General features: G+C 71.1%; 12 protein-coding genes. 6 read left to right on the top strand and 6 right to left on the bottom strand.

Going from position 1 to position 14,390, the window contains the following annotated elements; genetic code table 11:
* Positions 1-23: 23 nt before the first annotated feature.
* The 3 genes from ABZ919_RS04695 to ABZ919_RS04685 form a co-directional block, all read right to left on the bottom strand.
* Positions 24-1,598 (bottom strand): Hsp70 family protein, encoded by a 1,575-nt coding sequence (locus tag ABZ919_RS04695; protein WP_361242817.1) that lies wholly within the window; start codon positions 1,596-1,598, stop codon positions 24-26.
* Between the two features lie 106 nt (positions 1,599-1,704).
* Entirely contained in the window at positions 1,705-2,199 is a 495-nt protein-coding gene (grpE, locus tag ABZ919_RS04690; protein ID WP_361242814.1) for a nucleotide exchange factor GrpE, read from the bottom strand.
* A gap of 132 nt (positions 2,200-2,331) precedes the next feature.
* Entirely contained in the window at positions 2,332-2,715 is a 384-nt protein-coding gene (locus tag ABZ919_RS04685; RefSeq protein ID WP_361242811.1) for a hypothetical protein, read from the bottom strand.
* 639 nt (positions 2,716-3,354) lie between these two features.
* Here ABZ919_RS04685 and ABZ919_RS04680 point away from each other — a divergent pair.
* The 4 genes from ABZ919_RS04680 to ABZ919_RS04665 all read left to right on the top strand — a co-directional run bounded on the left by ABZ919_RS04680 (position 3,355) and on the right by ABZ919_RS04665 (position 7,680).
* The gene (locus tag ABZ919_RS04680; RefSeq protein ID WP_361242808.1) at positions 3,355-3,939 is read left to right on the top strand and encodes an ImmA/IrrE family metallo-endopeptidase; all 585 of its coding nucleotides are present in this window, start codon (positions 3,355-3,357) and stop codon (positions 3,937-3,939) included.
* Positions 3,932-5,284: a DUF6545 domain-containing protein gene (locus ABZ919_RS04675; RefSeq protein WP_361242805.1), complete on the top strand. Its 1,353-nt coding sequence runs from the start codon at positions 3,932-3,934 to the stop codon at positions 5,282-5,284. The genes ABZ919_RS04680 and ABZ919_RS04675 overlap by 8 nt, the downstream gene beginning before the upstream one ends.
* Positions 5,285-5,365: 81 nt before the next feature.
* On the top strand, positions 5,366-6,691 hold the full coding sequence (locus ABZ919_RS04670; protein WP_361242802.1) for a hypothetical protein: 1,326 nt from the start codon (positions 5,366-5,368) through the stop codon (positions 6,689-6,691).
* A gap of 41 nt (positions 6,692-6,732) precedes the next feature.
* On the top strand, positions 6,733-7,680 hold the full coding sequence (locus tag ABZ919_RS04665) for a squalene/phytoene synthase family protein (protein ID WP_361242799.1): 948 nt from the start codon (positions 6,733-6,735) through the stop codon (positions 7,678-7,680).
* A 72-nt stretch (positions 7,681-7,752) separates the two neighbouring features.
* Here the strand turns inward: ABZ919_RS04665 and ABZ919_RS04660 are convergent, their stop codons facing one another.
* Positions 7,753-8,478: a helix-turn-helix transcriptional regulator gene (locus tag ABZ919_RS04660; RefSeq protein ID WP_361242796.1), complete on the bottom strand. Its 726-nt coding sequence runs from the start codon at positions 8,476-8,478 to the stop codon at positions 7,753-7,755.
* A gap of 527 nt (positions 8,479-9,005) precedes the next feature.
* Here ABZ919_RS04660 and ABZ919_RS04655 point away from each other — a divergent pair.
* On the top strand, positions 9,006-9,209 hold the full coding sequence (locus ABZ919_RS04655) for a cold-shock protein (RefSeq protein WP_361242793.1): 204 nt from the start codon (positions 9,006-9,008) through the stop codon (positions 9,207-9,209).
* A gap of 87 nt (positions 9,210-9,296) precedes the next feature.
* On the top strand, positions 9,297-11,027 hold the full coding sequence (locus ABZ919_RS04650) for a DEAD/DEAH box helicase (protein WP_361242790.1): 1,731 nt from the start codon (positions 9,297-9,299) through the stop codon (positions 11,025-11,027).
* Positions 11,028-11,316: 289 nt separating this feature from the next.
* Here the strand turns inward: ABZ919_RS04650 and ABZ919_RS04645 are convergent, their stop codons facing one another.
* Positions 11,317-12,804, bottom strand: a complete 1,488-nt coding sequence (locus ABZ919_RS04645; protein ID WP_361242787.1) for a cellulose-binding domain-containing protein — start codon at positions 12,802-12,804, stop codon at positions 11,317-11,319.
* A 237-nt stretch (positions 12,805-13,041) separates the two neighbouring features.
* Positions 13,042-14,385, bottom strand: coding sequence for a radical SAM protein (locus ABZ919_RS04640; RefSeq protein ID WP_361242784.1), 1,344 nt, complete (start codon positions 14,383-14,385; stop codon positions 13,042-13,044).
* Positions 14,386-14,390 lie beyond the last annotated feature (5 nt).

Raw genomic sequence — 14,390 nt, 5'->3', positions numbered from 1 at the left:
GTGGTCCCCCGTCCTTCCCCGCGTCAGCTGAAGCGCTGGCGGCTCAGAGCGTCCCGTGCTGTGGCGACCGCGTCCGGCGTCATGCCTCCGATCTGCACGGTCAGTTCGAGCCTCTCGCCGCTCTCCTTCTCGGCGGCGACGACGCCGAGGAGCCCGGAGGAGTCCAGCGTGTAGACGCACTGGATGGGCCAGTTCTCGGGTTTGCCCGGTGGAATGGCCAGGTGGCCCTCGGCGACACAGGTGTTGTGCGCCAGCTCCTCGGACTCCTCCACGCCGGCCTGCTCCATCACGCGGATGCGCACGCTGCGCTGTCCCGCTTGCGTCGTGTAGAACTCGTCGGTCACCGACACGGGCAGGGGGTCGTTGGCGTGCACCAGGTGGAAGACGTAGTGCCGGTCCGTGCCCCGCTCCAGGAGCTGGATGCCGTAGCCGCGCGAGGCCACGGTGGAGATCTGGTACGGGCGGTGCGTGAGCCCCGTCTCCGGCACGTCCGGCACCTGGTCCGCGGGGAGTTCACCGCTGGAGACGATGTACGCGGCCCGGTCCAGGGCGTAGATGGCGGCGCCGCGGGCGACTGCGAGGTCCGGGTTGTGCAGCCGGGGTTCGAAGCCGAACTGGGTGCGCAGGGCCTCGGCCACGGCGGGCATCTTGGTGGCGCCACCGACCAGGAGCACCTCGTCGAAGCGCGACACACCGCGCTCGGCGGCGAGTTCGACCGTGCGGCGGGTGATGTCGATGGTGCGGTCGAGCAGGTCGCCGGTGAGTTCCTGGAGCTTCTCCCGGGTCAGCTCCACCGCTTCGACCCTGCCCTGGTGCATGACGCGGACGGTGTAGCGCTCCCGGAAGGACAGCGCTTTCTTCGCCTCCTCGGCGTCCTTGCGCAGCTGCGTCTCGGACTGAGGGTCGGACAGCGGGTCGTCGACGTCGGGGAAGCGCTCGCGGAACCGCTCCACCAGGTGCACGACGACGCGGTCGTCGAAGTCGCTGCCGCCCAGCTCCTTCGCGCCGTCCGTGCACAGCACGGTCAGTTCGCGCCCGCGCAGGGTGAGCACGGTGGTGTCGAAGGTGCCGCCGCCCAGGTCGTACACGAGGATGGCCCGGTCCCCGCGCTCCTCGTCCCCGTCCAGGGCCCCGTAGTCCAGCGCGGCCGCGACGGGCTCGGCGACCACGTCGAGGACGCGCAGGCCGGCGATCTCGCCCGCCTTGCGGGTGGCGTCCCGCTCCGCGAGCCCGAAGTAGGCGGGCACGCTGATCACGACGTCCCGCGCCTCCTCGCCGTCGGCGGCCTTCGCGTCCTCGACGAGTTTGCGCAGGATGCGAGCGGAGATCTCCTCGGGTGTGTAGGTGCGGCCGTGGAACTCGCGCGGCACCACGTCGCCCATGTCCCGCTTGATGAGCTGGACGACGTGCTCGGGGTCGAGGACGGTGGCGTCCTTGGCGCTCTGTCCCACGACGACGCTGTCGGCGCTCTCGAAGTAGACGACGGACGGCGTGGTGTCCGCCCCTTCGAGGTTGCGCAGCACGGTGGGTCTGCCGACGTCGTCGATCCGTGCGACGCAGGAGTAGGTGGTCCCCAGGTCGATGCCGTACACGGCCATACGGTCTCCCGCCACCGGGACGGCCGCGTCCGCGCCCGTCCCGTCTGCTGTCCGTCAGTTGTCCTGTGCGAGTCGTGCGCGGTGCGCCCGTCGGAGACGGAGACGTTCACGAGGCGTCCGGTTCCCACCGGGACACCACGACGTCGGCCTTGCGCACGACCCGTTCCCCTTGAACGAATCCGGCGGCCACGACGCGCGCCACGGTCCGGTCCGCCTCGGGGCCTTCGGCGGCGACGCGTCCCACCGGACGGTGCAACGCCATGTCGTACGCCTCGCCGGGCTGCGGGGCGTATCGCTCGACGCCGGTCCTGGCCACGGTGTCCGCCGCCTCGTCGGCCAGCGCGGTCAGCAGGGCACGCAACTCGTCGACGCCGAGCGGACCGGTGACGTGTTCCGCCTGACGCAGGATCTGGTCGTGGAGCCGGATCAGCGAGTGGCGCACGAGGTCGAGCGCCGTTTCCATCTCGCCCCGGCGCAGCCGCTCGACCTCGTCGTGCAGCCTGGTCACGACCTCCTCGCGGCGCTCGGCGAGCTTTTGCTGACGAGCGAGCGCCGCGGTGAACTCACTTGCGAGCGCGCAGGGTTCGACTCGTTCGGGCACGTCGCTCACAGTAGACCACAGAGGCACGACGCGTCAGCAGAGGTTGTCACGATCGCCTGCGGGGCCGGAATCGTCGCGCTGTCCGGCCGGCGCCCGGTCCTGCCGTGCGCCGGCCGGCCGTGCACGGCCTCGTCAGCCACCGAGATTGATGGAGCCGTGAACGTCCCGTGCCTGGACGACGGTGCTCTGAGTGCCCCCGGAGATCGTGTTGTGCACATCTCCCGTGCCGGTCCGGGTGGTCTCCAGGGCTTCGGCCTCCCGCCGCCAGACCGCGAGAGCCTGGGCGAACGCAGGGTCCTGGCGGGCACGGCGGGCCAGGACCCCGGCCAGCTCGGCGGCGCGCTCCGCGCTGTCGGGCGCCTCGGCGAGGGCGGTCAACTCGCGCTGGTCGCTCGGCTCCCGCCCCGGCTGCCGCCGTCTGACCAGATCCCGCAGGGACGTCCAGATCTGCTCCCCCGCCGCACCCGCGGTTCCGCTGGCCAGGGCCATGAGCAGTTCGGGGGCAATCACGTCCACGAGACCCTCCACCGTTTGCCACGCACAGGTCGTGGAGCGAGCCTACGGCACGGGGGCCCGTGCCGTGCAGACCCGAATCCGGGAACCGCACCGTCAAGTCCGGGCGGGAAGCCCTGCCCGGCACGGCGTCGGACCACAGGCCCCGGCACAGCCCCGAGGCCCCTGCCGCAGTGGGGCGGCTCATCCGCCGTATCGGCTTCACGGGCCGCGGTGGGCTGTCCACGCACCGGCGTTCCCGACCTATAGTTGACGACGCGTTGGTCGACACGCTTTGAAACACTGTCCGGGTCTGGTGACTTGAACGCGGTTTCCGGAGTGCTGTCGGGGCAGGTGAGGAGAACGGATGACGGGGTGGATCACGCGATCCGCCACAGGAGCGGAGACCAGGGCCGGGCAAACGGGCCCTCGAGCCACGCACCGGGCATGGCTCCTGCAACGGGGCGCCGCGCATCGACCGACTCGCCGGGAGTCGCGTCACTCCTGCGATTCCGCGCCACCCGAACATGATCACCGGGCTGCGCAGACCGCCACCCTCGCCGACGAGGGGTTGCCTGCCGGTCCGCGGGTTCGGCCGCATGGGTTCAGCCGACGTGCGGTGACCGCGGGCCCCGGTGGAGGGGGACGAGGATGCGGCCGATCGTGAGGACGGGCCGTCGCCGGCCCGAGTGGCCGCGCTGGATCGGCACGGTCCGCGAAGAGTTCGCCATACGCCGCGAAACCCATGCGGCTGCCCGGCAGATCCGCAGGGACCTGGGCCTCTCCAGCGTCCAGAGCATCGACGGTCTGGTGGAGCTCGTCGCCGAACGGCGCGGCAACCCCATCTCTGTACTGTACATCGACATGCCGCCCACCGTCAGCGCCTTTTCCCTGGCCACCCCGGACCAGGACTACATCGCGGTCGACGAGCACGCCAGTGAACTCACCCAAGTGAACTCCATCGCCCACGAACTGGGTCATTTCCTGTTCGACGAGGCGGAGGACGTCAGGGTGCCCGTCGGATCGGGCAACGGCAGCCCGCTGTCGAGGGAACTGGCGGTTCAGCTCACACCGGCGCTCAACCCGGACACGGTCACCGCCTTCTTCCAGCGGTCCCACTACGACTCGCCGGTCGAGCGAAAGGTCGAGGCCTTCGCCACGGTGGCGCTGGACCGCAAGATCGCGCTCCAAGAGTCCGACGCCCATGGCTTCGCCTTCAGCTTCACCCACCGGAGGACCGGTGTCTGAGAGCAGCGCGACCACTGTCTACCTGGTCATCGCCACCCTCCATCTGACGATCGCCGTCTGGAAGGCCTCAGCCCTCGTACGCTCCCCTTCTTTCGCGCTGGGCCTGCAGGTCGCCACCCACGGATTGGGCGGCATCGTCTACGTGGTCGCCTCCCCTCTCGGATACCGGAGTCTCGGCTCGGCGTCCGGTCAACCGTGGCTCCCCACGCTGCCGATCTACCTGGGCATCCTGTTGTGTTTCGGGACGCAGCACCTTCTGACGATCTTGTGGACCCCGTCCCGGTCGGATCAGCCCTGGCGGGTCCGGCGGCAGATCGTGGCCTGGGCGGTCGCCTACGGCATCTCCTTGACGGTCATGGTCGTCGCGTTCCTGACCACGGATCTCGGCGGATCGGCCCATCCGCTCAAGTTCAATACCGACCAGGTGAACCATCCGCAGGTGCAGCTCTTCCTCAGTGTGTTCCTGACCATGCTCACCTGCGGAACGGTGCACACCTGGCGTCGCACCCGACGTGCACGGGCCGACGACAAGGCCATCATGCACTCCGTGCGCTGGTACGGGCGCAGCATGCTCGTGACGTCCGGGTACGTGGTGTGTTCGGCGCCCGCAGCCGCAGCCGCCGCCCTCGGTCACCACCAACTCGACGACGTGGGAGTGCTGGGCTCCGCCTTCGGAGTCGTGGGATCGATCATGACGTGCTACGGGGTCTCCGGAGCGGCGTTGAGCAAGTGGCTCGGCGAGCGTCGGGACATCGCGGTTCTGCAGCCGTTGTGGGATCTCGTCGTCGCCGGGGTCGACCAGGAGCTGTCCCTGGGCTCGGGGCACCGCCGGTCGGATCACTGCGACGGGCCGGCCCCGGCCGCTCCCGAGCGGTCCAAGCCGAATCGCATCTTCAATGTCCGGTGGACACTTCACCGACGAGTGATCGAGATCCTCGACGGAATCCGGCAGCTGGAACGGCGCGCCTGGATCAGCGACGTGCCGGCGCAGGCGGTCGCGGGCCTGTACGGCGAGGCCATGAGGTCCGACGCCTTCCGTAGCCAGCTGGGCCTGGGGAAGAAGGGGCTGTCCCCCCACGAGCTGGAAGCCGCCGTCACGGCCGCGGTGCTGCGCGACGCGGTCGAACGCCTCCAGGCGGCAGGCCCTGACGGCGCGGCACCGTCCGCCTCGGCCGGGCCCGCGCTGTTCGCCCCGGGGAAGAACACGCCCGCCGCCCAGGAGAGGACCCGCCTGGTACGCCTGGCCCGAGCGCTCCGCTCCCCTCTGGTCGACGCATCGCTTCAGGTGGTCCGTTCTGCCGAGGAGGGCGAAGGGGTGCCCCGGACCCGCGCAGCGGCACGATAGTGTCCCGTCCGGTCGCTCTTCTCGGCGACGACGCACCCACTCGAACGGAGCTGAGCCGTCACGGGCTCGGAGGGGAGCCCCGTGCAACGGGCAGTTGTGCTTGGTGGAAGCTACGCGGGCCTGTTGGCGGCCCGTGTGCTGAGCGACTTCGCCGAAGAGGTCGTCATCGTGGAACCGGACCACCTCGACGGTGAGGCAACCGGCTCGGGCGCGCCTCACCGGCACCAGTTGCACGCCCTGCTCGCGATGGGACATGCGCAGCTGGAGCGCTGGTTTCCCGGCATCACCAGGGAGATGACCGCGCGGGGTGCCCTGGTCGGCAGGGGCCGAGCGGTCCAGTTCTACGTCGACGGCAGGCCACGTCCGCCCCTGGAGGACGTCGAAATGCTCGGCGCCACACGCCCGTTCATCGAGCGCACCGTACGACGGCGGACGCGAGACCTGCCCAACGTGCGCTTCCTCGCCGGCCGCGGCCGAGGACTCCTGGTGCGAGGCGACCGCGTGTGCGGCGTCCGCTACGCCCCGGCCGGGCACGAGCACGGGCACGGGCTCGAGACGACGCTCGCCGCCGACCTCGTCGTCGACGCCATGGGCCGGTCGAGTCGCCTGAGCGCTTGGCTCGACCAGCAGGGGTGGCCCGTGCCGCCTGTGGAGCGGATGCGGATCGACCTCGGTTACGCCACGGCCACATTCCATCGGGGCAGTGAACTCGCGGGGACGGTGATCGCGCACTCCGCCCCGGGACCCGACAGCGGCTACCAGCCCGCACGCTGCGAACCCGGAGCGCTCGCGGCGGTCGAGGACAGCCGGTGGACGGTCGTGCTGGCCGGTTACGCCGGTTACCGCCCTACCAGCGACCCACGGGAGTTCGTCGCCAGGATGCGACGTTGCGTCGCCCCGCTGCGGGAGGTCGCCGAGCACTGCGCGCTGCAGGGCGATGTCGGCACATTCCACTTCCGCGAGAGCCGGCGCCGCCTGTTCCGCGCGACAAGTCGCTTCCCGGGCGGACTGGTCGCGGCGGGCGATTCCATGGCCTCCGTCAACCCGGTCTACGGGCAGGGGCTCACCCTCGCGGCCCTGCAGGCCGGCGCGCTCGCCATGTACCTGCGCTCCGGAGCGGCGCCGCACGCTCCGGCCTGGGACTACTTCCGTCGGGCGGATGTCTTCGTCGACGCCGGGTGGAAGCTGTCGACGACCGCCGACCTGGCCCAGCCCCACGTCACCGGTCCCTACCCCCGCGGCTATCCCCTGATCCGCTGGGTAGGCGACAAGATCACGCAAGCATCGGTCCGGGATCCCGAGATCAACCGCGCCTACATGGACGTCGTCCACATGCGGCGGCATCCGCGAACCCTGACTCGCCCCCATGTCCTGCTGCGCACGGCCCGCGTCCTCCTGGACCGCTGACCGTCCGTGCCCGTACCGGAACCACCAACCGAAGGAGAGCAGTGCCCCGATGGCCCGCGGCCCTGACCGAGGCCGGCATCACTGACCCGACACTGCGGCGAGCCTACGACGCCCAGCGCGACCTGGTACGGAAGTACGCCCTCCACCAGTACCTCGCCGCCCGGCTGCTGCTCCCCGCGAAGCTCCATGCGTCCGTCGTCGCCATGGTGGCCTTCATGCACGAAACCGACGAGCGAATCGACGCCGGAGAGGTCGGCGCCCGCAAGGAAGCACTGAGTTCATGGGACCGGGAGGTCAGGGGGGCACTCGAGGCCTCCCCCGGCCCGGGGGCTCCCTCGTCCGCTCTGCTCCTGGCGCTCGCCGACACCTCACGCCGCTGCCCGCAGACGGCTGTGCGCGTGCACGACTTCCTGGACGGGGCACCCGTCGAGGCCGAATGGACCGGCTTCGACAGCGAGGCCGACTACCAGGCCTACATCGACCGTTACTCGCTCCCCGCCCTGATGCTCACCGCGTCACTGATGGCGCCGGCGCCGGAGGCAGGTCTGGACGAGTCGTTCCTCCGGGGATGCCGGGCGCTGATCGAGGGGTGGCAGCGCACCGACTTCCTGGCCGATCTCGCCGAGGACGCCGAGCAGGGCCGCATCGGCATCGCGCGCGAGGAACTGGACCGGTACGGGCTGACCGTCGGGGACCTGCGGAACAAGTCGCAGGCGTGCGTTCCCGCCCTGGGGCGGCTGGTCGCCGCGCAGGCCGATCTCGCCGAGACCGCGCTCACCGCGTGCCGGGGACTGCCTGATCTGGTCGACGCGCCCTACCGACCGTTTCTGCGGGCCCTGATGTCCCTTCAGGTTCTCCACCTGCAGGCCGTACGGCGCAAGGGAGGTTCCCTCCTGCACGACGGGGCGCGACCGTCGGTCCCGGCCGCCCTGCGCGTCCTGGGGCGGCAGTACCGCGCCGCGAGAAGCGTGCGGCGCCCATCGAGGTGACGGACGGACGCTCCCGGCCTCCCCGGGGCGGCCGGGCGCCACGAGGCCGCGGACCGCGTCGGGAAGCTGTCGTCAGTCGTCGTGCTTGGCCAGGCCTACCGCGTTTCTGAGGATGCCCATCACGCTTCTGCGGTGTCTGGCCGGCAACGAGCGCATCGTGGCGGCGAGTTCGCTGAGTTCAGGGTCCTCGTCGCCACCGGCCGCAGCCGCCGGCGCCTGGGAGGCGCGCTGGGCCGTTTCGACCACCTGGTGGATCGCGGCCTGCAACTGCCGTGACAACTGGTCGCTGCCGGCCGACACGCTTCCCCGCAGGGCCACGCGCTCCACCCGCCGGCCCTTGAGTTCGGCGATCAGCCGGGCCTGTTCCAGGACGGGTTCAAGAGCCGTCAGGAGCGCCGTCTTCGGTCCGAGCGTGAAGAAGCCCGGGGCGTCGAAGAACTCCGCCAGGTCCTTGCTGACGTCGAATCCCGGGTTGCGCGAGCCGTTCAACAGGTTGGTGATCGTCGACTTGGCCACGCCGACGGCATCGGCGACCTCCTGGAACGTGTGCTTGCGCCCGTTCTCCTTGAGCCTGGTGTCCAGGAGGAACCGCAGGCGGTCCTTGAAGGGCGGGTCGACCTCGTCAGGGGCGACGGGATCCCCTGCGAAGAGTCTGCGGACCGTCGCCTCGGCGATGCCCGTTTCGTGGGTGAGCCGGTCGAAGTTGATCACCTCGATGGTGTGGCCCAGTTCCTCGAGCTCCGCCTTGATCGATGCCAGGGCCGCCGCGACGTCCTCCACCCCGGTGGTGTTCTCCATAAACAGGCCGTCTCCTGCTTCGTCGTCGGTAAAACCCGCGTGGGCGGCGCACTGAAGGTTAGCGCCAGGAGGCCGCGCCCCGCACCAGGGGGGACACATTTGTAACCCACCTATGGGCCTCGGCAGGCGATCTAGGCGCCAATTGACATCCGCGAGTGGGTGCAGCATGATCCCTGATCGTGATGGAGTTCTCGCCTCCGCAGGAGACCTAAATGAGCGTTACGTCATCACGGCCCGCCGGTGCGCCGGTGCACGGCCCGTCGGCCGGCGGCCACGCAGCGCACTGACCTCTTCCCGGCGACGGCCCCTGAAGCTCCGACGGTCACACCGCCACAGGGGAGCGGTGTGGCCGTCGGATCGGACGCCGTGATCCAGCGCCGTGCGCCGGACCGTGCTACAGTTCTCGCGTTGCAGTTGTGGTACCCATGAACCTATGTGCGCCTGACAGGAATGTTTTCCCCTCAGGCGCATTATTTGTTTTTCCGGCGTCTCCGGATGGGGCCTCTGCCTACAGAACGGAGAAGGTCATGGCACAGGGAACCGTGAAGTGGTTCAACTCTGAAAAGGGTTTCGGCTTCATCGCGCAGGACGGCGGCGGCCCCGACGTCTTCGCCCACTACTCGAACATCGCGACGCAGGGCTTCCGTGAGCTCCAGGAGGGCCAGCGGGTCTCCTTCGACGTCACGCAGGGCCAGAAGGGCCCGCAGGCCGAGAACATCATCCCCGCCTGATCGCCGGACGCGTATCGACTCACCGGGGTCCGCACCGTCACGGTGCGGACCCCGGTTTGTGCTGTTTCCAGGAAGGCAGACAACCGCATGACCCGCAGGTCCCAGAAGCCCAACCGGCGCGCCTCGTCACCCCCACCGTCCGCTTCGTCGCCAACGGAATTCCGGCTGCCGGAAAGCAGGACACCCGCGCTTCCCGCCGTGACGGACTTCGCCGGTCTGGACATGCCCGCGGGGCTGCTGAAGACCCTCACCGCCCAAGGCGTCACCACCCCCTTCCCCATCCAGGCCGCCACGCTGCCCAACTCGCTCGCCGGACGTGATCTGCTGGGACGGGGACGCACCGGCTCCGGCAAGACCCTCGCGTTCGGGCTTGCGCTCCTGGCCCGCACGGCCGGACTGCGCGCGGAGTCCAAGGCACCCCTCGCCCTCGTGCTGGTGCCCACCCGGGAACTCGCCCAGCAGGTGACCGACGCGCTCACCCCCTACGCGACGGCGGTCGACGTCCGGCTGGCCACCGTGGTCGGCGGGCTGTCCATCACCCGGCAGGCCGATGCGCTCCGGCGCGGCGCCGAGGTGCTCGTGGCGACTCCCGGCAGGCTCAACGACCTCGTGGAACGCGGGGACTGCGTGCTCGGCCAGGTACGCATCACCGTGCTGGACGAAGCCGACCAGATGACCGACATGGGCTTCCTGCCCCAGATCACCAAGCTGATCCAGCAGGTACGGCCCGACGGACAGCGCATGCTCTTCTCGGCCACGCTGGACCGCAACATCGACCGCCTGGTGCAGCGGTTCCTGACCGACCCCGTGGTGCACTCCGTGGACCCCTCCGCGGGAGCGGTGACCACCATGGAGCACCACGTGCTCCACATCCAGGACGAGACCGACAAGAAGGCCGTCACCACGCGCATCGCCGCCCGAGACGGCCGGGTCATCCTCTTCCTCGACACCAAGAGGTCAGCCGACCGGCTCACCAAGCGGCTCCTGGCCGTCGGCGTCCGCGCGGCGGCACTGCACGGAGGCCGTTCCCAGCCGCAGCGCAACCGCACTCTGGAACAGTTCAAGAACGGCCAGGTCACCGCCCTGGTGGCGACGAACGTCGCGGCCCGCGGCATACACATCGACGACCTCGACCTCGTCGTCAACGTCGATCCCCCCACCGATCACAAGGACTACCTTCACCGGGGCGGCCGCACGGCCCGCGCCGGCGGCTCCGGCAGTGTGGTCACCCTGGTCCTGCCGGACCAGAAGCGGGACGTCACCCGGCTCCTGTCGGATGCGGGCATCCGCCCCCGGTCTGCCCGCATCAAGTCGAGCGACGCGGAACTGGCCACCATCACCGGTGCCCGCGAGCCTTCCGGCGTGCCCGTCACCATCGAGGTGCCCCGGCCGGCGACGCCGACGGCGTCCCGCCAGGACGGGAAGACCGGTGGCGAGCGCAGCAGGCGGTCCGGCCGCCGGCGCCGAAGCGGCGGCGGGTCCCAAGCGGCGACGGGCGCCGCCACCAGCACGGGGAGCCGGGGCTCCGACCGCCGGGCCGCGGCCGGGGCGGCAGCCTCCGGTGACACCTCCGCGAACGGCGGGCGGCGCTCTGGCCTGCGTTCCAAAGCCGCCGGGGCCACGGGGGGTGCCGCCGGAGCGGGCGGCCGCGGTTCCGACCGGCGCGCCGCGGCCGCTGCGGCGACCGGCTCCGCGTCCGGCAAGGACGCCCGCGGCTCCCGCCGGCGCACGACGGCCGGCGGCGGCACGGGCGGCGCTGCCGGCACCGGCGGCCGCGGCTCCGACCGCCGAGGGGGCCGCCGCACTCCGTCCACCTGACGCAGGAGCCACCGAAGCACCACTCGGTCCACGGCGCGGAGCGCGCTGGAGCAGACGAGGTCCGCGGTCACGCAGGAGGCGACGCCCGGATTCAGAAGAACGGGGACTCCCGCTCCGGCATCTCGTTGATCATGTGCTGAATCGTGTCCTTCACCCCACCGAGCCGACCGCCGCACGGGGCGGGATCAGACTCCCGCAGGAGTAGCACGCCTCGGACAGCTTCGCCCCGGTGCGTCCGTCCGTGGACGCGTGCGGCACTCGCCGTCGGGTTTCCCTTCCCCCCGACCGCTCAACCGGCCGTGCAGGCCGTCCCGTTGAGGGTGAAGTCGTGCGGTGCGTGGTTCGCGCCCTGCCAGGTGCCGTTGAACCCGAAGGACAGGGTGCCGTGCGCGGCGACGGTCGCGTCGTAGTCGGCGGCGGTGGCGGTGACGCGGGAGCCGCTCTGGTGGACGGTGGCGTCCCACATCTGGCCGACCTGCTGACCGTCGCGGAACGCCCAGGACAGGCTCCAGCCGTCGAGGGGCCGGTCCGTGGTGACGGTGACGGTGGCCTGGAATCCGTCGGCCCACTGGCTGACCAGGTCGTAGGCGACCCGGCAGCCGGCCGCGGCGGCGCTGGTACGGCCGGGTCCGGGCCGGTGTCCGGCCGGGGAGGAGTTCCCCTGCGGTTCCGGGTCGGGCTTGCTGCGCTCGGACCCGGCTGTCGTACGCGGCGCGGAAGGGGTGGCGGTGACCGACGGCGCCGCCGGGGAACCCTGCCGGGTGGGGGTGCCGGTGGTGCGGGAGACGCTGGGGTCGGCGACCGGCTGCCGGTCGTCACGGGCGGCGGCGGTGTCGCCGCCGCCGCCGAACGGCATCATCGACACGCCGAGCGCCAGCGCCGACAGCAGCACGGCGGCGGCGAGCAGGCCACCGCGCACGGCGCGGCTGCGGCCGGTGCCCTCCTGCGGATCGCCGGCGGGGTCGGCGCCGCCGGGGCGGCCCGCGCCGAGGCGGACCTCGGCCGCCCTGCGGCGGCGTTCCAGGTAGGCGAGGCCGCCCCAGCCGATCACCCCGCCGGCCAGCGCGGCGGGCAGCCCGCCGCCGTGCAGGCGCAGACAGGCGGCGGCCTCGGCACACCGCACGCAGGTCGCGAGGTGCCGGGAGAGGTCGTCGGGGGTGTCGGCGGCCGGTGAGCGGGTGACGGCGTCCAGCAGCCGGGCGTAGGAGCGGCACCGGGCGTCCATCGGGGTGTCGAGATGGGCGCGGTGACAGCGGTCCCGGAACAGGGTGCGGACCTGTTCCAGTTCCTCGGCGGCGGTGGCCGGGTCCAGGCCGAGCCGGCGGGCCACGGCCGGCAGGGGCAGCGCCTCCACCTCGGCCAGCCAGAGCAGCGACGCGTCGGCCTCCTGCATGTCCCTGAGGCCGCGCAGCGCGACCGGGCGCTGAAGCGGCGGGCCCGTGTAGCGGGCGGCGTTGCCGGAGTTGAGCCACAGCCTGAGGTCGGGGTCGAGCTTGTGCCCCTGCCCGTCGGCCTCCCAGGCGGCGGCGGTGTCACGTACGGCGGTGAGCAGCGCCGGGATCGTGGGCAGCCGTGCCGTGCGGCGGCCCGCGCCGCGCACATGGGTGCTCGCGGCGGCGCGGATCTCGCGCATGCCGAGCGCGAACGCCTCGGTCGCCAGCTGGTGGGCCGTCAGGGACCCGGCGGTGCACAGGTCCGCGTAGCTGAGCACCGCGTCCCAGCCCTCCGAGAACAGCGCGGCCTCGGTGGCGTCCTGGGGGGTCGGCAGGTCGGGCATGGGACTCCTGCATCCACGAGCGAGGTCAACTCACCAAAGAGGGAGGGGAGTTGCAGGGAACCTCGCGGCAGGACACAGAGCCTTTCACGTCCTTGACACAACTGACAAGCGGCCTGTTCACATCCGGTTACCGATGGTGGCGGGGTGGATGCGTGACGCGACGAGCCCGCAACTCCGTTCTCCAGTACGGACGTGGTGCCGGTTGCGCTCACCGCCGGGCCGGACCGGTGCGCGCCATCACACCTCGGCCGGCGCCTGCGCCGCGTCGGCCACCGGTCCCTCGGCGGGCAGGCTGTCCATGAAGGAGCTGACGGAGAAGACCGCGCGGCCGGGTCCGGGCGGTCCGTAGCCGGGCGGGGAGGAGAGCCCGAAGTCCTCCATCGTCTGACGGTAGGCCTGCAGCAGCCGGATGTGGTACTCCAGCGGCGCGCCCTGCGGGTTGGCCTTGCCGAGCGGGGTGGTGGGCTCCGGGCACCAGGTGGTGAAGCGGGGCGTGATGCCGTGCGACATGAAGAAGCGCAGGCCCTCGGTGGTGGAGGCGATGGCCTCGTCGACGGTGGTGAAGCCGAACGGCTCGGCCATCTCCACGCCGGCGACGAAGTTGGGGATGACGTTGCGCGCGCCGAAGATCTCCGCCGAGTCGAGGATCCGCCTGTGCCACTCGTCCCGGCCGACGTACCGCTCCTTGCCCGGGCAGTACAGCTCGAACAGCCGGCGGTCCCACACCTCGAAGTTGGGGTGGTAGATCTGCACGCCGTAGTCCTTGAACCGCTGCACGTCCGCCTTGGGCAGCGCCTGGGCGACGACCTTGCCGATCCAGCGGCCCGGGAAGCGCTCCTCGATGGCCTTGGCGTAGTGGCCGTAGAAGTCGGCCTCGTCGCGCCCGGCGACCGTCTTCGTGATGGCGCCGCCGGTCAGCGTGTACGCGGTGGACGCCTTCTGGGTGTCGTACCGGTCGATGATCTCGAGGGCCTCCAGCACCTCCTCGACGTCCTTCACCCCGGTGTAGGGCCGCCCGGCCGCCTTGTGCTGGCGCCAGTTGTGGTTGATGTCGCAGTACTGGCACTCCTCCTTGGCGCCGAAGTACTGGCAGACCCGGAAGACGGTGAGGTAGATCAGATAGCCCCACTGGATGGTCGGGGCCACCTCCATCACGGACTTTCCGTTGGACAGGGTGTGCCGGTAGTACTCCGGCATCGGCGGCACGCCGACGTCGGCGATCCGCTTGCCGTCGAGGTAGAGCCCGAGCAACCCGTCCGCGTCGGCGGCGACGCGGTACGGCGAGGCCGGGTTCACGCGCACGGAGACGACGGTGCGGCGCAGGTCGTACGGGCCGCCGGTGAGGATGATCTCCTCCGGCGGGCGCCTGAGCGCCGCCTCGCCGAGCTCGGGCAGGGTGCCGTGGTCGAAGGAGAAGATGAAGTACGACTTCGGCTTGACCTCGCCGTTCTCGTTGTCGCTGAGCGCGGAGGGGTCGAAGGCGACGCCGCCGCGGAGCAGGTCCTCCTTGAAGACGGCTTCCCGTGGCACGTGCGGGAACCGCTCCATCAGATCCTCGACCAGCGCGGTACGACTGCCCATCCGTC

The organism is Streptomyces sp. NPDC046759 (genome assembly GCF_040645475.1).
Taxonomy (GTDB): domain Bacteria; phylum Actinomycetota; class Actinomycetes; order Streptomycetales; family Streptomycetaceae; genus Streptomyces.
This window is presented reverse-complemented; position numbering and strand designations above follow the sequence as displayed.